Source organism: Micromonospora sp. C81 (assembly GCF_018070425.1).
GTDB classification, from domain to species: Bacteria; Actinomycetota; Actinomycetes; order Mycobacteriales; family Micromonosporaceae; genus Micromonospora; species Micromonospora zamorensis.
Window position 1 is genome coordinate 1 of the sequence record NZ_JAGPXS010000027.1, and the last position, 15,572, is coordinate 15,572.

Annotated in this window: 16 protein-coding genes and 1 pseudogene; 10 read left to right on the forward strand and 7 right to left on the reverse strand. The window is 71.4% G+C overall.

Translation table 11 applies throughout. From position 1 onward, the window contains the following. A pseudogene (locus KBX46_RS32780) lies at window positions 1-133 on the forward strand (IS30 family transposase); the annotation flags it as partial. 145 nt (window positions 134-278) lie between these two features. Here KBX46_RS32780 and KBX46_RS29780 read toward each other — a convergent pair. The 3 genes from KBX46_RS29780 to groES all read right to left on the reverse strand — a co-directional run bounded on the left by KBX46_RS29780 (window position 279) and on the right by groES (window position 4,175). Then, window positions 279-2,024 (reverse strand): molybdopterin-dependent oxidoreductase, encoded by a 1,746-nt coding sequence (locus KBX46_RS29780; protein WP_210795286.1) that lies wholly within the window; start codon window positions 2,022-2,024, stop codon window positions 279-281. 125 nt (window positions 2,025-2,149) lie between these two features. Then, on the reverse strand, window positions 2,150-3,790 hold the full coding sequence (gene groL, locus KBX46_RS29785; protein ID WP_088950171.1) for a chaperonin GroEL: 1,641 nt from the start codon (window positions 3,788-3,790) through the stop codon (window positions 2,150-2,152). Between the two features lie 70 nt (window positions 3,791-3,860). After that, window positions 3,861-4,175, reverse strand: coding sequence for a co-chaperone GroES (gene groES / locus KBX46_RS29790; protein ID WP_030330046.1), 315 nt, complete (start codon window positions 4,173-4,175; stop codon window positions 3,861-3,863). Window positions 4,176-4,434: 259 nt separating this feature from the next. Here groES and KBX46_RS29795 point away from each other — a divergent pair, with 259 nt between their 5' ends. The 8 genes from KBX46_RS29795 to KBX46_RS29830 all read left to right on the forward strand — a co-directional run bounded on the left by KBX46_RS29795 (window position 4,435) and on the right by KBX46_RS29830 (window position 11,969). Beyond that, entirely contained in the window at window positions 4,435-5,631 is a 1,197-nt protein-coding gene (locus KBX46_RS29795; protein ID WP_088950172.1) for a methyltransferase domain-containing protein, read from the forward strand. A gap of 10 nt (window positions 5,632-5,641) precedes the next feature. Continuing rightward, entirely contained in the window at window positions 5,642-6,121 is a 480-nt protein-coding gene (gene ybaK / locus KBX46_RS29800; protein ID WP_088950173.1) for a Cys-tRNA(Pro) deacylase, read from the forward strand. 179 nt (window positions 6,122-6,300) lie between these two features. Further along, window positions 6,301-7,389 (forward strand): sugar ABC transporter substrate-binding protein, encoded by a 1,089-nt coding sequence (locus KBX46_RS29805; protein WP_088950174.1) that lies wholly within the window; start codon window positions 6,301-6,303, stop codon window positions 7,387-7,389. 113 nt (window positions 7,390-7,502) lie between these two features. Further along, entirely contained in the window at window positions 7,503-8,321 is an 819-nt protein-coding gene (locus KBX46_RS29810) for an ATP-binding cassette domain-containing protein (protein ID WP_088950175.1), read from the forward strand. Continuing rightward, window positions 8,318-9,580 (forward strand): sugar ABC transporter permease, encoded by a 1,263-nt coding sequence (locus tag KBX46_RS29815; protein ID WP_210795287.1) that lies wholly within the window; start codon window positions 8,318-8,320, stop codon window positions 9,578-9,580. Before KBX46_RS29810 ends, KBX46_RS29815 begins: the two co-directional genes overlap by 4 nt. A gap of 22 nt (window positions 9,581-9,602) precedes the next feature. After that, on the forward strand, window positions 9,603-10,784 hold the full coding sequence (locus KBX46_RS29820) for an ROK family protein (protein WP_088950177.1): 1,182 nt from the start codon (window positions 9,603-9,605) through the stop codon (window positions 10,782-10,784). 19 nt (window positions 10,785-10,803) lie between these two features. Continuing rightward, window positions 10,804-11,100, forward strand: a complete 297-nt coding sequence (locus tag KBX46_RS29825) for a DUF1707 domain-containing protein (protein WP_210795289.1) — start codon at window positions 10,804-10,806, stop codon at window positions 11,098-11,100. 125 nt (window positions 11,101-11,225) lie between these two features. Next, the gene (locus tag KBX46_RS29830) at window positions 11,226-11,969 is read left to right on the forward strand and encodes a DUF4142 domain-containing protein (protein WP_088950179.1); all 744 of its coding nucleotides are present in this window, start codon (window positions 11,226-11,228) and stop codon (window positions 11,967-11,969) included. 31 nt (window positions 11,970-12,000) lie between these two features. Here KBX46_RS29830 and KBX46_RS29835 read toward each other — a convergent pair whose 3' ends face one another. From KBX46_RS29835 to tsaB, 4 genes are read right to left on the reverse strand one after another with little or no spacing between them, the layout of a single operon-like run. Continuing rightward, the gene (locus KBX46_RS29835; RefSeq protein WP_088950180.1) at window positions 12,001-12,255 is read right to left on the reverse strand and encodes a hypothetical protein; all 255 of its coding nucleotides are present in this window, start codon (window positions 12,253-12,255) and stop codon (window positions 12,001-12,003) included. Between the two features lie 14 nt (window positions 12,256-12,269). Next, window positions 12,270-13,316 (reverse strand): tRNA (adenosine(37)-N6)-threonylcarbamoyltransferase complex transferase subunit TsaD, encoded by a 1,047-nt coding sequence (gene tsaD / locus KBX46_RS29840; protein WP_088950181.1) that lies wholly within the window; start codon window positions 13,314-13,316, stop codon window positions 12,270-12,272. Next, window positions 13,309-13,791 (reverse strand): ribosomal protein S18-alanine N-acetyltransferase, encoded by a 483-nt coding sequence (gene rimI, locus KBX46_RS29845; RefSeq protein WP_210795291.1) that lies wholly within the window; start codon window positions 13,789-13,791, stop codon window positions 13,309-13,311. The genes tsaD and rimI overlap by 8 nt, the downstream gene beginning before the upstream one ends. Next, complete coding sequence (gene tsaB, locus KBX46_RS29850) at window positions 13,788-14,465, reverse strand: tRNA (adenosine(37)-N6)-threonylcarbamoyltransferase complex dimerization subunit type 1 TsaB (protein WP_088950183.1); 678 nt, start codon at window positions 14,463-14,465, stop codon at window positions 13,788-13,790. The genes rimI and tsaB overlap by 4 nt, the downstream gene beginning before the upstream one ends. 360 nt (window positions 14,466-14,825) lie before the next feature. On the opposite strand from tsaB, the gene KBX46_RS29855 reads away from it, so the two are divergent. Next, on the forward strand, window positions 14,826-15,530 hold the full coding sequence (locus tag KBX46_RS29855) for a helix-turn-helix domain-containing protein (RefSeq protein WP_247668406.1): 705 nt from the start codon (window positions 14,826-14,828) through the stop codon (window positions 15,528-15,530). Window positions 15,531-15,572 lie beyond the last annotated feature (42 nt).

The window sequence follows — 15,572 nt, forward strand, 5'->3', positions numbered from 1 at the left end:
CTTCACCACCATCGACCAGGCCGGCCTCGACCACGTCGCCGACGAACTCAACGACCGCCCCCGCATGACCCTGGGCTGGGCCACCCCAGGTGAGAAGATGACCCAGCTCCTAGGTGTTGCAACCACCGGTTGAGCCCGCCCCGCTAACGGAAACTGTCCAAGATCTACACGGTCGGGCTCACTCGGCCGGCGCGACACACCGCCCGCCGGCCGGGCCCGGCCCGGCCCGGCAGCGCTCCGACGGCTTCCGACCAGGCGGACCGCCCGGCACTGCCGGATCAGCGGACGGTGACGGTGACCGTGTGCCAGCCGGTGGCGCCGTCCGGGACGACATCCTGCTTACGCTCGGTCTGGGTTTCGCCGGTGGCGTCCGTTGCCCGGACCTGCAGCCGGTGCTCGCCTGGCGTGGCGTCCCAGCGCCACGACCACTGCACCCAGGTGTCCACCGACACGGCTGGGGCCAGCTCGGCCTGCTGCCACTCGCCGTCGTCGACGCGCACCTCGACCTGGCGGATGCCCCGGTGCTGCGCCCACGCCACACCGGCGATGGTCACCGGCCCCGTGGTCAGCCGGTTACGTCCCCGGGGCGTGTCGATCCTCGACTGCGTCTTGATGGGCCCTTCGACCGACCAGCCGCGCGGCACCCAGTACGCGTCGAAGTCCGCGAACCGGGTCAGCTCCAGCTCGGTCACCCACTTGCACGCCGACACGTACCCGTAGAGGCCGGGCACCACCATCCGGACCGGGAAGCCGTGCTCGACGGGCAGAGGCTCGCCGTTCATGCCGACCGCCAGCAGCGCGTCCCGCCCGTCGCGCAGCGCGGCGGTGGGGGTGCCGCAGGTCCAGCCGTCGACCGACCGGCCGACGACCTGGTCGGCGTCCGCATCCGGCTCGACCTCGTCGAGCAGTTCCCGCAGGGGTACGCCGAGCCAGCGGGCGTTGCCGATCAGGTCACCGCCCACCTCGTTGGAGACGCAGGCCAACGTGACGTACCGCTCGACCAGCGGCCGGGCCAGCAGGTCGGCGTAGGTGTAGGTGCGCTCGGTGCCGACCCGCCCGTGGATCCGCAGCCGCCAGCTGTCCGGGTCCACCTGGGGTACCACCAGCGCGGTGTCGATCCGGTAGAACCCGAGGTTCGAGGTGACGTACGGCGCGAGTTGCGCCAGCGAGAGGTCCGCGCCTGCGGGTACGGCCGCTGCGGGGGCGACCGGCGCGGGCAGCCGGATCGCGTCCCGAGCGGCGGACACCCCGCGTCGGCCGGCCAGCCAGCGCCCACCGAGACCTGCCGCCACGGCGGTTCCGAGCAGAACCCCGCTGCTGGTGAGGAACCGCCGCCGCGACTCGGGGTCGACTTCCGCAGCCCCGGCCGCGGGTTGCCCGCCCGGAGCCACCGGCGCAGCGGGCGTCACCGGGCCAGCAGGCGACACCGGCGCGGCGGGAGTCACCGGCACCGGCAGGCCCTCGGGCGTCGGCGAGGGCGGCTCGGCCCGCGACCCCCGCGCCGGACCCGCAGGCGGCACCGACCCAGCAGGCGGCACCGACCCGGCGGGCGGCGCGATCGGCGTGGGCGGTGACCATGGCCAGGGGTCCAGCTCGAACGGGCCGTCGATGAACAGCCATAGCACCAGGCCGCCGAGGCCGGCGCCGACCAGCGACGGCAGCGCGTCGGCGGCGTCCGCACCGGAACGGGTCAGCGCGGCGGCCACACCGATGACGCCGAACGCGGCGATGCCGGCCAGGCCGAATGCCAGCCGTCGGACCGCCAGCACACCGAACAGCGCCGCGAACCCTCCCAGCAACAGGCCCGTACCGACCAGCAGCGCGATCTTGTCGGCGGTGCCGAAGAGGTCGATGGCGAGTTGCTTCAGCGACTCGGGGACGGCGTCGACCACCACCCCGCCGACCGCGACCAGCGGTGCCGACCGGGGGCCGGTCAGGACCGCCACCGGTTCGGCGATTCCGATCGCGACGGCGGCGGCGGTGATCCCGGCCAGCGCGGCGTAGCGCCGCGACGTGGTGCTCATCGGCCCAGTGTGCGCGATCATCCGGTCCACTCGCCAACAACGGCAGCGTCGGTAACAGACCCATAAGACGTTCCGGGGCACACCGTCGTGCGACGGTGTGCCCCGGAACGGGTGTAGCTACCGGGTCAGAAGCCCGGGCCGTGCTGGTGGCCGTGACCGTGGCCGTGGCCGCCGCCGGCGGACTGCTCCGCCTGCTCCGGCTTCTCGACCACGAGGCTCTCCGTGGTGAGCAGCAGACCGGCGATCGAGGCGGCGTTGGTGACCGCGTTGCGGGTCACCTTCACCGGGTCGATGATGCCGGCCTTGACCAGGTCGACGTACTCGCCCTTGGCGGCGTCGAGGCCGTTGCCCCACTCCAGGTCGGCGACCTTCTGCGTCACGACGTAGCCGTCGTGACCGGCGTTCTGGGCGATCCAGCGCAGCGGCTCGACGAGCGACTTGCGCACGACCGAGACACCGATCTTCTCGTCGCCGGTGAAGCCCAGGTCGTCGTCGAGCACCGAACGGATCTGCACCAGGGCGGCGCCGCCGCCGGGCACAGTGCCCTCCTCGACCGCAGCCTTGGTCGCCGCGATGGCGTCCTCGATGCGGTGCTTGCGCTCCTTCATCTCGACCTCGGTGGCCGCGCCAGCCTTGATGACGGCGATGCCACCGGAGAGCTTCGCCAGCCGCTCGGCCAGCTTCTCCCGGTCCCAGTCGGAGTCGGAGGCCTCGATCTCCTTGCGGATCTGGGACACCCGGTCGGCGACGTCGGCCTTCTGGCCGCCGCCATCGACGATCGTGGTGTTCTCCTTGTCGACCACGACGCGCCGAGCGGTGCCGAGCACCTCCAGGCCGACCTGGTCGATCTTGTAGCCCAGCTCCGGGGCGACCAGCTCGGCACCCGTGGAGATCGCGATGTCCTGGAGCATCGCCTTGCGCCGGTCACCGAAGCCCGGGGCCTTGACCGCGCAGACCTTGAGGGTCTTGCGCAGCGAGTTGACCACCAGGGTGGAGAGCGCCTGGCCGTCCACGTCCTCGGCGATGATCAGCAGGGGCTTGCTGTTCTGCAGGATCTTCTCCAGCAGCGGCAGCAGCTCTTCGATCGCCGAGATCTTCTGGGTGGTGACCAGGATGTACGCGTCCTCAAGGACGGACTCCTGGCTCTCCAGGTCGGTGACGAAGTTCGGCGAGATGAAGCCCTTGTCGAACTGGAGACCCTCGGTCACGTCCAGTTCGGTGGTGAGCATGGAGCCTTCCTCGACGGTGATGACACCGTCGCGGCCGACCCGCTCCATCGCCTCGGCGATCAGGTCGCCGATCGTGGCGTCCTGCGCGGAGATCGTCGCCACGTTCGCGATCGACTCCTTGCTGGTGACCTCGGCGGCACGGCCGAGCAGCGCCTCGGAGACCTTGGCGGCCGCCGCGTCGATGCCCCGCTTGAGGCCGGCCGGGTTGGTCCCGGCGGTCACGTTGCGCAGACCCTCACGAACCATCGCCTGGGCCAGCACTGTCGCGGTGGTGGTCCCGTCGCCGGCGACGTCGTTGGTCTTGGTCGCCACCTCCTTGACCAGCTGCGCGCCAAGGTTCTCGTACGGGTTGGTGAGCTCGATCTCCTTGGCGATGGTCACACCATCGTTGGTGATCGTCGGCGCACCGAATTTCTTGTCCAGGACGACGTTGCGCCCGCGCGGGCCGAGGGTGACCTTGACCACGTCCGCGAGGGCGTTGACACCGTGCTCCAGCAGGTGCCGGGCGTCGTCCGAGAAGCTCAGGATCTTCGCCATTTATGTCCCTTCGAAGCGCCATTGCCCCGGCCCGGCGAGCCGGACCGGGGCAGTGGCACTGATCGGTTGCTTACTTCTCGATGACCGCGAGGACGTCGCGGGCGGAGAGCACCAGGTACTCCTCGCCGGCGTACTTGACCTCGGTGCCGCCGTACTTCGAGTAGAGGACGGTGTCGCCGACCTGCACGTCAACCGGAACCCGGTTGCCGTTGTCGTCGACGCGGCCCGGGCCGACAGCGAGGACAGTGCCCTCCTGCGGCTTCTCCTTGGCGGTGTCGGGGATCACGATGCCCGACGCCGTGGTGGTCTCAGCCTCGTTCGCCTGGACCACGATGCGGTCCTCGAGCGGCTTGATCGCAACCTTGGTCGCGGTAGTCACGGGCATACCCTCCTGGGGTACTGGTTTCGTTGCTGGCCGGCGGGGCCGACCAGCGTCAATCTGCCTCATGCCACCGGGCGGGGCCGTCGTCGCGGGTGCCGGTCCGCCTGGCGTGCGCCCCCGGGTCGTGAGACCCGGAAGCTGGCACCCTCAGGGTGAGAGTGCTAATCGCAGGTTATTCCGTGGCTAGCACTCCGTCAAGGAGAGTGCCAGCGAGTCGCGCCCCGCCAGCCCGGATTTCCGGGTCTACCCGGACAATGACCGGGTGGATCTCGATCAGCTGGCGGCGCTGCGTACCCCTGAGGGGTCGGCCGCGCTCACGGCGGCGGCCGGGCTGGCCGGCGGTGATCCACTGGCTGCGGCGTCGGCCCTGCGCGCGGCCGGGGTGCCGCCGACGCTGGCCGCGGCCGCGCTCACCCAGGCTGAGCTGCGCCACCGGGCGGTCGGCAAGTTCGGCCCGGCAGCCGCTGGGATGTTCCTCACCCGCCCGGGGCTGGAGCAGGCCACCCGCCGGGTGGTCGCCGACCGGCGGGCCGCCCGGCTCCACGCGGCCGGCGTGCGCACCCTGGCCGACCTCGGATGCGGCCTCGGCGCCGACGCGCTGGCCGCCGCCCGCGCCGGCATCCGGGTGTACGGGGTGGAGGCCGACCCGGTGACCGCCGCGATGGCCGCCGCCAACGCCGACGCGGCCGGGCTGGCCGACCTGTTCACTGTCGAGTGCGGGGATGCCACAGCGTTCGACGTCTCCCGGGTCGACGGGGTCTTCTGCGACCCGGCCCGCCGCACCACCGGCACCGGGCGACGGATCTTCGACCCGCGCGCCTACTCGCCACCGTGGGACTTCGTGACCGGGCTGGCCGAGCGGGTGCCGCGCACCGTGGTGAAGGTGGCGCCGGGCCTGGACCACGCGCTCATTCCGGCCGGCGCGGAGGCCGAGTGGGTCGGCGTCGATGGCGACCTGGTCGAGGCCGCGCTCTGGTGTGGTGACCTGGCGGAGGTGCCCCGCCGCGCGACCCTCTACCGCCAGCGGGGCGTCGAGACACGCCGCCACCAGCTCAGCGGCTCGGGTGCCGACGAGGCGCCGGTCGGGCCGCCACGTCGCTACCTGTACGACCCGGACCCGGCGGTGGTGCGCGCGCACCTCGTGGCCGAACTGGCCACCGAACTGGACGCCACCCTGGGCGATCCGAGCATCGCCTACCTCTACGCCGACCAGCCGATCCGCACCCCGTACGCACGCTGCCTGGAGATCACCGACGTGCTGCCGTTCTCGCTCAAGCGCCTGCGGGCACTGCTGCGGGATCGTCGGGTGGGCCGGGTGGAGATCCTCAAGCGGGGTTCCGCGCTCACCCCGGAGCAGCTTCGGCGGGACCTTAGGCTGGCCGGCGACGAGGCGGCGAGCCTGGTGCTCACCCGGGTCGCCGGCGCACCGACAGTGCTGATCGGTAGGCCGGTCGACTAGCGTCGCCGGTGTGGCAGGACAGGGCACTCCGGCGACGGCACTGGTGGTCAAGCGTGGGGTGGCGCACCGCACCCATCCGTACCGGGTGGCACCGGACGCCCCGAACTACGGCGCGTTGGTGGCGGTGGCGCTCGGCGTGCCACCGGAGCGCGTGTTCAAGTCGCTGGTGACCGAGGTCGACGGCGCACTGACCGTGGCGGTCGTTCCGGTCACCGGCGAGTTGGATCTGAAGGCGCTCGCGGCGGCCGTCGGTGGCAAGCGGGCGGCGCTGGCCGACCGGGCGGTCGCCGAGCGGGCAACCGGCTACGTACGCGGTGGGATCAGCCCGCTCGGGCAGCGCAAGCGACTGCCCACAGTGCTGGACGACTCCGCGCTGGCATTCCCGACGATCTACGTCTCGGCTGGTCGGCGCGGTCTGCAACTCGAACTGGCCGCGGCGGATCTGGTGGCGCTGACCGACGCCCGCACCGCGCCGTTGCAGACCCACTGACGACCTTCGTTACGTCGACTCCCCGGTGGGATACCCGCGGAGTAACAGTCGCGTTGCTGAATTGTTATCGCTCCCAACAAACTAGGCACCTGCGCGGTCTTGTGGAGCCGGTGTGACGCGAAATACGTTGCCGGACACAACAAAACAACACCTCCCCCACCTCCGAAAGGACCCTGCACATGCGTAAGGGGATCCTCACCATCGCCGCCGTGGGCCTGCTCGCGACCGGCGGCTTGACCGCCTGTAGCGACGACTCCGGCACCGGCTCGACCGACTCCAAAAAGACCCCCAAGATCGGCGTGATCCTTCCGGACAGCAAGTCCTCCCCCCGCTGGGAGACGGCGGACCGCCGCTTCCTGGAGGAGGCGTTCAAGGCCGCCGGCGTCCAGTCCGACATTCAGAACGCCCAGAACGACAAGGCCGCCTTCCAGACCATCGCCGACCAGATGATCACCAGCGGCGTCACCGCCCTGATGATCGTCAACCTGGACTCCGGCACCGGCAAGGCCGTGCTCGACAAGGCCAAGTCGCAGGGCGTCGCCACCATCGACTACGACCGGCTCACCCTCGGCGGCTCCGCCCAGTACTACGTCAGCTTCGACAACGAGTCCGTCGGCAAGCTCCAGGGCGAGGGTCTGGCGAAGTGCCTGACCGAGAAGAACGCCAAGAACCCGGTCGTGGCATACCTGAACGGCTCCCCCACCGACAACAACGCCACCCTGTTCAAGGCCGGATACGACTCGGTGCTCAAGCCGAAGTTCGACTCCAAGGAATACACCAAGGGCCCGGACGACGCCGTGCCGGGCTGGGACGGCCCCACCGCCGCGACCATCTTCGAGCAGCAGCTCACCGCGACCAAGGGCAAGATCGACGGCGTGCTGGCCGCCAACGACACTCTCGGCAACGCCGCCATCTCGATCCTGAAGAAGAACAAGATCAACGGCAAGGTGCCGGTGACCGGGCAGGACGCCAGCGTGGAGGGCCTGCAGAACATCCTCGCCGGTGACCAGTGCATGACCGTCTACAAGGCAGTCCGGGAAGAGGCCAAGGCCGCCGCGGACCTGGCCATCGCGCTGGCCAAGGGCGAGAAGAAGGACACCGGCCAGTCGGTGAAGGACGGTGACCGCGACGTCCCCTCGGTGCTGCTCACCCCGAAGGCCATCTACAAGGACAACGTCAAGGACGTCATCGCCGACGGCTACGCGACCAAGGAGCAGGTCTGCACCGCGGCGTACGCCAAGTTCTGCGCCGAAGCCGGCATCAGCTGACCGACGCCGCAGTACCCGCCGGAACGACCACCGCCGCCCGGCACGGGAGCACCCTCCCGTGCCGGGCGGCGCCCGCCGGACGGGCCCCGACCCTCCCTTGAGAAGGAGACCCCGTGTCCGCGACCCCCCTGCTGGAACTCCGCGGGATCGACAAGAGCTTCGGTCCCGTCCAGGTGCTCCGCGACGTCGCCCTGACCGTCCACCCGGGCGAGGTGACCGCACTGGTCGGCGACAACGGCGCCGGCAAGTCGACCCTGGTGAAGTGCATCAGCGGCATCCACCCCACCGACGCCGGAGAGTTCCTGTTCAACGGTGAACCGGTGCACATCGGCAGCCCCCGCGACGCCGCCACGCTCGGCATCGAGGTCGTCTACCAGGACCTCGCGCTCTGCGACAACCTGGACATCGTGCAGAACATGTTCCTCGGTCGGGAGAGGCGCAGCGGCATCGTCCTGGACGAGCCGACCATGGAACAACTCGCCGCCGAGACCCTGGCAGGGCTCTCCATCCGCACCGTCACGTCGCTGCGCCAGCACGTGTCCAGCCTCTCCGGCGGCCAGCGCCAGACCGTGGCGATCGCCAAGGCGGTGCTGTGGAACAGCAAGCTGGTCATCCTGGACGAGCCGACCGCGGCGCTCGGCGTGGCACAGACCGCGCAGGTGCTCGAACTGGTCCGCCGCCTCGCCGACAACGGCCTGGCCGTGGTGCTCATCTCGCACAACATGAACGATGTCTTCGCCGTCTCCGACCGGATCGCCGCGCTGTACCTCGGCCAGATGGTCGCCCAGGTGAAGACCACCGACATCACCCACGCCCAGGTGGTCGAGCTGATCACCGCCGGGCGCTCGGGCGGGCTCGGCCTCGCCACCGACCCGGGCAGCAACGGCGACGGCCCGCAGGCGGCCGACTCGATCTCAGGAGGCGTCCGATGACCACCACCGCCGTGCGGAAGGACGGCCCGGCGGCCGTCACACCGACGCCGACCGTCGGGGGCCACGTCCGCAACTACCTGAGTCGGGTACGCGGTGGCGACGTTGGCGCATTGCCGGCCGTGCTCGGCCTGATCGTGCTCTGCACCGTCTTCGCGATCATGCGGCCGTCGTCGTTCCTGTCGGCCGGCAACTTCGCCAACCTCTTCACCCAGGGCGCGGCGGTCACGCTGATCGCGATGGGCCTGGTCTTCGTGCTGCTGCTCGGCGAGATCGACCTCTCCGCCGGCTTCGCCAGCGGCGTCTGCGCGGCGGTGCTGGCCAATGTGGTCACCGTGCTCGGCTACCCCTGGTGGGTCGCGGTGCTCGCCGCGGTCGCCACCGGTGTGGTCATCGGCACCACGCTCGGCCTGCTCGTCGCGAAGATCGGTATTCCGTCCTTCGTGGTCACCCTCGCCGGCTTCCTCGCCTTCCAGGGCGTCGTGCTGCTGCTCGTCAAGGATGGCACCAACATCTCCGTCCGCGACGACGTGCTGGTCGCCATCGCCAACCGCAACCTCGGCCCCACGTTGGGCTGGGCGCTGACCGCCCTCGCGGTCGTCGGCTACGCGGCGGTGCAACTGCTGCGCCACCGCAACCGGGCGGCACGTGGTCTGATCACCGACCCGATCGCGGTGGTGGCGCTGCGGATCGCCGGGCTCGCCGTCATCCTCGGCACCGCTGTGTACGTGCTCAACCTGGAGCGCAGCCGCAACGTCCTCATCGTCTCGCTCAAGGGTGTGCCGATCGTGGTGCCGATCATCGCGGTGCTGCTGGTCATCTGGACCTTCGTGCTGCAGCGCACCAGCTACGGCCGGCACATCTACGCCGTGGGCGGCAACCGGGAAGCGGCCCGCCGGGCCGGCATCGGAGTGGACCGGATCCGGATCTCCGTCTTCGTGATCTGCTCGTCCATGGCCGCCATTGGTGGCATCGTGGCGGCCAGCCGGGCCAACTCGGTCGACCCGAACACCGGGGGCAGTAACGTACTGCTCTACGCGGTGGGCGCAGCGGTGATCGGCGGCACCAGCCTGTTCGGTGGCAAGGGCCGCGTCTTCGACGCCGTGCTCGGCGGCGCGGTGGTCGCGGTCATCGAGAACGGAATGGGCCTGATGGGGTACACCGCGGGAGTCAAGTACGTGGTCACCGGTGTCGTACTGCTGCTCGCCGCCAGCGTCGACGCGCTCTCCCGCCGCCGCGCGGCAGCCACCGGCACCCGCTGACCGCGCGGGAGGTAGCACCACGATGCGCCCAGGACCGAGCCAGGACGACGTCCGACGGCAGAACCTCGGGGCTCTGCTGAGGCATGTGCACGTCCACGGGGCGACCACACGCGCGGAACTGACCACCACGCTCGGCCTCAACCGCAGCACCATCGGCGCGCTCACCGCCGACCTGTCCGCGGTGGGGCTGGTCAGCGAAGGCGCGCCGAAGGAGACCGGCCGGGCCGGGCGACCGTCACTTGTCGTCCGGCCCGAGTCGGCCCGGGTCTACGCGTACGCGTACTCGGTGGAGGTGGACCGACTGCGCGCGGCCCGGATCGGGTTGGGCGGGGCGGTCCTGGACCGCCGCGACCTGGACAGACCACGCGGGCTGCTGGCCGCGGAGGCCGCGCCGCTGCTGGCCGGCGCGGTCAAGGAGATGCAGCAGCTGGTGCCGGCCGACGCGATCTGCGTCGGCGCCGGCGTCGCGGTCTGCGGCATGGTCCGCCGGGACGACGGCCTGGTCCGGCTCGGCCCCACCACCGGCTGGGTGGACGAGCCGATCGGCTCGGCCCTCGCCGACGAGTTGGGCATCGACGTACCGGTCACGGTGGGCAACGTGGCCGACGTCGCCGCGTTCGCCGAGCACGCGCGGGGTGTTGCGGCCGGTTGCGACAACGTCCTCTACCTGTACGGAGACGTCGGCGTGGGTGCCGGCATCATCGCCGGTGGACGTCGGCTGACCGGGCACGGTGGGTACGGCGGCGAGGTCGGCCACATGAAGGTGGTCCGCGACGGCCGGCCCTGTGAGTGCGGCTCCCGGGGTTGCTGGGAGACCGAGATCGGCGAGCACGGTCTGCTGCGCGCTGCCGGACGTTCCGATGCCCGGGGTCGCGACGCCCTGCTGGCGGTCTTCGACGCCGCCGACCGGGGCGACGCCCGGGCCCAGACGGCGGTCCGCCAGGCCGGCGACTGGCTCGGCTTCGGCGTCGCCAACCTGGTGAACATCTTCAACCCCGAAATGGTCATCTTCGGCGGCACCATGCGCGACCTCTACCTCGCGGCGGCGGCCCAGATCCGCAGCCGGCTCAACTCCAACGCGCTCGGAGCCTGCCTGGAGCACGTCCGGCTGCGCACGCCCAAGCTGGGCGCGGACGCCCCCCTGATCGGGGCCGCCGAGTTGGCCTTCGAACGACTCCTCGCGGACCCCCTCGACGTGGGCTGATCCGCGTACGCTGTCCGGCGTGGATGTCGAGCTGCGCGCCTCCGACGACGACCGCAACCGGGTGGTCGCCGAGCTGCACCGGCACACCGCGGCGGGCCGGCTGACCCTCGACGAGTTTTCCGATCGGGCGGGTGCAGTGTGGACGGCACGCACCCTCGGTGACCTGGCCGCGCTGACTCGCGATCTGCCGGCACTGTCCGACCCGCCCGGCGACCGCGACACCGCCGGGCACGGGCACCGCGAGCTGCTGATGCTCTTCGCCGCCGCGGCGCTCACCCTGCTGCTGCTCGGCGGCTTCCTCGCCATCACCCGCTGATCCACGTCGCCAAACGGTGAACTGATCGCGCGATCAGTCCGTATCAGTGGGCGGACGGGCAGCCGGGAGCGTGTGGCTGTCCGGTCCAGACGCGTTTCGGTCCGGACCGAGGAGGCACCACAGACATGGCACCGCTCAGATCCGCCCATCGCCGGCTGGGCAACCGGACCCACCGAGCGGCGATGCTGCTCATCGCGATCGTCGCGGGGATCGGTGTCCTGCCCGGCGTGGCCATGGCCGCGCCCGCCGGCGGCGGGCAGCAGCTCAACGCCGCCGACATGACACTGCTCAACGGGGTACGGCTGGCCGGGCTGTGGGAGATGCCAGCCGGTCAGATGGCCGCCGAGAAGGGGCAGTCGGCCAAGGTGCGGGAGATCGGCGCCGGCATCGCGAGCGAGCACCAGAAGCTCGACGAGCTCGTGGTCGAGGCAGCCAACAAGTTGGGCGCGACGATCCCCAGCGAGCCGACCGCCGAGCAGAAGGGCTGGCTGGCGGAGATGCAGAAGGCCTCCGGCGCCCGCTTCGACCAGATCTTCGTCACCCGGCTCCGGGTCGCCCACGGCAAGATCTTCCCGGTGATCGGCGCGGTCCGCGCCAGCACCCGGGACGCCACCGTCCGCAAGCTCTGCGACGACTCCAACGGCTTCGTCATGCACCACATGCAGATGCTGGAGAGCACGGGCCTGGTCCGCTGGCCGGAGCTGCCCCCGGCGGCGCTGCCCGCCCCCGGTGACGACGGCCTGTTGGCCGCCGCGGCGGCCAACGCCGGCCCGCAGGTCGGGGTCAGCAGCACAGTCGTCTGGCTGGTCTTCCTCGCCGCCCTGGGCACCGGTGGAATCGCCACCTACCGGATGCTGCGCCGCAGCTGACCGTCGGCGATGACCTCGTTGGTGGCTCGCGTCAGCGGTCGACCTGGGTGAAATCCCAGGAGTGCGGAGCGCGGGCCACCAGCAGGGCAGGCGGATCGGGCAGCGGTCGCGGGTTGCTGCGCCACTTGGAGATGACCACCACGCGATGGTCGGTGGAGGAGAAGACCTCGCTGGAGACATGCAGCGGGTCGTGCTCCAACTCGGGCAGGGCGATGTCGCACACCCAGGTGATCAGGTCGGCGACGCCGTACGCCTCGGCGCGCGCCTCCCACATCCGCACGATCATGTCCGCCGCCCCCGTCACACGCTGACCGTGGTCAACGGCAGTGCCGAATCGGCAGGCAGGTCCAGTCGGCTCGGCGCGACCCCAGCGGCGACCAGGTGCGAACCGAGCGCGGCCACCATCGCACCGTTGTCGGTGCAGAGCTTCGGCCGGGGTACCCGGACCCGGATGCCGTACTTCTCGGCCCGCTGCTCGGCCATCGCCCGCAGCCGCGAGTTCGCCGCCACTCCCCCGCCGATCACCAGGGTGTCGATGCCCTGAGCGCGGCAGGCGGCGAGTGCCTTGCTGGTCAGGACGTCACAGACCGCCTCCTGGAAGGACGCGGACACGTCGGCCACCGGCACCGGCTCACCGGCACGCTGACGCGCCTCGACCCACCGGGCCACCGCCGTCTTCAGGCCGGAGAACGAGAAGTCGTACCGGTGGGCGGCGAGATCCTTGGCGGCGGTCAGGCCGCGTGGGAAGGCGATCGCGGCGGCGTCGCCGGCCCGGGCCTCCCGGTCGATCGGCGGGCCGCCCGGGAACGGCAACCCGAGCAGCCGGGCGACCTTGTCGAACGCCTCACCAGCGGCGTCGTCGATGGTGGCGCCCAGCGGGGTGACGCCCCGGGCCAGGTCGTCGACGAGCAGCAGGGACGAGTGACCGCCGGACACCAGCAGCGCGATGGCGGGTTCGGGCAGTGGGCCGTGCTCAAGGGTGTCCACCGCGACGTGGGCGGCAAGATGGTTCACGCCGTACACGGGCTTCTCGGCGGCGAGCGCGTACCCCTTGGCGGCGGCGACACCGACCAGCAGCGCACCGGCCAGACCAGGCCCGGAGGTGACCGCGATCGCGTCGATGTCGGCCAGGGTGACGCCGGCCTCGGTCAGGGCCCGGTCCATGGTGGGCACGATGGCCTCCAGGTGTGCCCGGCTGGCCACCTCGGGCACCACACCCCCGAATCGGGCGTGCTCCTCGACACTGGAGGCGAGTGCGTCGGCCAGCAGGGTGTGCCCCCGCACGATGCCGACGCCGGTCTCGTCGCAGGAGGTCTCGATACCCAGGATCAGCGGTTCGTCAGCCATGGTCGTGTGGTCCGTCCCCGGTCGGCTCGGCGTCGCGCCGCATGACCAGCGCGTCGGTGTTGCTCGGTTGGTAGTAGCCGCGCCGCACCCCGATCGGCTCGAACCCGTACGTTGCGTAGAGCCGCTGGGCGGCGGCGTTGTCCACGGCGACCTCCAACAGGGTGCTGCGGGCGTCCCGCCGGGCCGCCTCGGCGAGCAGTTCCTCCAGCAGGACGCGGCCCACGCCCCGCCGCTGGGCGTCCCGGCGCACGGCGATGTTCTGCACCCACACTTCGTCCGGAGGAGCCCCGGCGAGACCGGCGTAACCGAGCACCGCGCCATCCCCGTCGACGGCGACCCGGTAGTGGTGCCCGTTTGCCAGCTCGTTCCAGAACATGGCCGGCGACCACTGCTCGGCGCCGAAGAGGTCCGCCTCGATCGGCAGCACGTCGTCGATGTGCCACCAGCGGAACGGGACGAGCCGTACCGCTGTCATGGCAGGACCGGTTTGCGGCCGACAGCCGCCACCGCGTCGGGACGGCGCAGGTAGAGCGGGGTGAGTCGCTCGCTGGACGCTCCCGCCCGGATCCGCTCGGCCGCGAGCAGCGCCAGCACGGTGGCGTCCGGGTACCTGGGCTCGACCCGCACGGGCAGGTCCAGGATCTCGGCGTACCGGTGTGCCCCGTCCCCGACCGCGATCGTCGCGCCCAACTCCCGGGCGCGCGCGGCGGCCACCGACGGCGTGGACACCTCAGGCCCGACGATCCGCTGGCCCGCACCGTCGTAGACGGCCCAGTAGAGCTCCTTGCGCCGGGCATCGCTGGCGGCCAGCACCGGCTCGCCGGACGCCGCCGGGTAGCCGATGGCGTCCAGCGAGCAGACGCCGTACGTGGGGATGCCGAGCACCTGACCCATCGTCGCGGCGGTGACCAGGCCGACCCGCAGCCCGGTGAACGGACCCGGGCCGAGCCCGGCGACGATGGCGCTCAGGTCACGTGGGCGCGCGTCGGCGTCGGCGAGGACCGCATCCACCTGGGGAGCGAGCAGTTCGCCGTGCGCGCGGGCATCGACCGTGCACCGGTGCGCCCGGGACACGACACCGTCCGCCGAGACCTCCACCAGCGCTGCGGTCACCGCAGGGGTCGAGCTGTCCACCACGAGTACGAGCACGGTTAGCCAGCCTAGCCGCCCCGCCACCGCCCCCGGTCACGCCCTGCCCCGCCACCACCCCCCAGGCCCGCCCGGGCCCGCCGCGGTCCTCGGGACGCCCCGCCCACCCGCACCCCGCAACCCCGCCGGGCGGCGAAGCGGCCGGGGAGCGACGCGGCCGGGTGCGACGACGCCACATTTCCTTTTGAGCGTGATGCCTGTGAGTCATCTTGATGACTCACAGGCATCACGCTCACTGGGATGAGGCCCGCCGCCAGCCGCCAGGCCATCGACCGCGGCGGTCCTGGGCCGGATCAGCGGCGAGTCGTCAATATGCCGCAGAGGTATCGCCGGCATCTGGCCCTGGTCCACCATGCGGGGATGCCATCCACTCGCCTTGTCACCCTTCTCGGCGCTACCGTGCGGCAGCAACGACACCTGCGCGAGCTGAGCCAGCGTCAGTTGGCCGCGCTGGCCGGGGTCAGCCAGGCTGCCGTGGCCAGGATCGAACGTGGCGAGCGTGCGCCGACCATCCCGGTGCTGGAACGGATGCTCGCTGCGATGGATGTGCAGCTGGCCGTCGGGGTGGAGCCGCTGGACGCGCACCTTGACGCCCGGATGGAAGACCTGGTTGCTCGGCCGCTCGCGGAGCGGATCGACGAACTGGGCCTGGATCGGCTGCTGGACCGGCTCAGCGATCTCCCGCAGGTGCTCACCGGGAGCACGGCTGCCCTGTTGCAGGGTGCGCCGGTGCCGGTGGACGCGCTGGAGATCGCCGTGCGGTGGCAGGACTCGAAGGTGTTGACCCGTTGGCTGGAAAGGAACTACGGGCAGCGGTGGAACGCTCGCTGGGGCGAGTTCGGCGGTGTGTGGCTGGAGCCCGAGGAGCCGGGCGAGCACCGTTGGTCGACCCGGTACGGCGAGATCAGGGCCACGATGTGCGACGAGCTGCCCGAGACGATCGAGGTGCGCCACGGCGGTCGGGGTTACCAGGTGGTGCCGCTCGTCGAATTGGAGCTGGCCGAGCCGCGCGCCGGCGAGCTGTTGCGCCGCTACCGTGACCGGCAGCTGGCCAGCGGAAGCTGAGCCACCCGCCGGCCACGCCAACAGCAGGGCGGTGACCGGGAG

Bases quoted from the DNA above. Each gene is read 5' to 3' on its own strand.
- KBX46_RS29780 (WP_210795286.1), bottom strand. From the start codon at position 2,024: ATGAGCACCACGTCGCGGCGCTACGCCGCGCTGGCCGGGATCACCGCC.
- groL (WP_088950171.1), bottom strand. From the start codon at position 3,790: ATGGCGAAGATCCTGAGCTTCTCGGACGACGCCCGGCACCTGCTGGAG.
- groES (WP_030330046.1), bottom strand. From the start codon at position 4,175: ATGCCCGTGACTACCGCGACCAAGGTTGCGATCAAGCCGCTCGAGGAC.
- KBX46_RS29805 (WP_088950174.1), top strand. From the start codon at position 6,301: ATGCGTAAGGGGATCCTCACCATCGCCGCCGTGGGCCTGCTCGCGACC.
- KBX46_RS29815 (WP_210795287.1), top strand. From the start codon at position 8,318: ATGACCACCACCGCCGTGCGGAAGGACGGCCCGGCGGCCGTCACACCG.
- KBX46_RS29820 (WP_088950177.1), top strand. From the start codon at position 9,603: ATGCGCCCAGGACCGAGCCAGGACGACGTCCGACGGCAGAACCTCGGG.
- KBX46_RS29830 (WP_088950179.1), top strand. From the start codon at position 11,226: ATGGCACCGCTCAGATCCGCCCATCGCCGGCTGGGCAACCGGACCCAC.
- KBX46_RS29835 (WP_088950180.1), bottom strand. From the start codon at position 12,255: ATGATCGTGCGGATGTGGGAGGCGCGCGCCGAGGCGTACGGCGTCGCC.
- tsaD (WP_088950181.1), bottom strand. From the start codon at position 13,316: ATGGCTGACGAACCGCTGATCCTGGGTATCGAGACCTCCTGCGACGAG.
- rimI (WP_210795291.1), bottom strand. From the start codon at position 13,791: ATGACAGCGGTACGGCTCGTCCCGTTCCGCTGGTGGCACATCGACGAC.
- KBX46_RS29855 (WP_247668406.1), top strand. From the start codon at position 14,826: ATGCCATCCACTCGCCTTGTCACCCTTCTCGGCGCTACCGTGCGGCAG.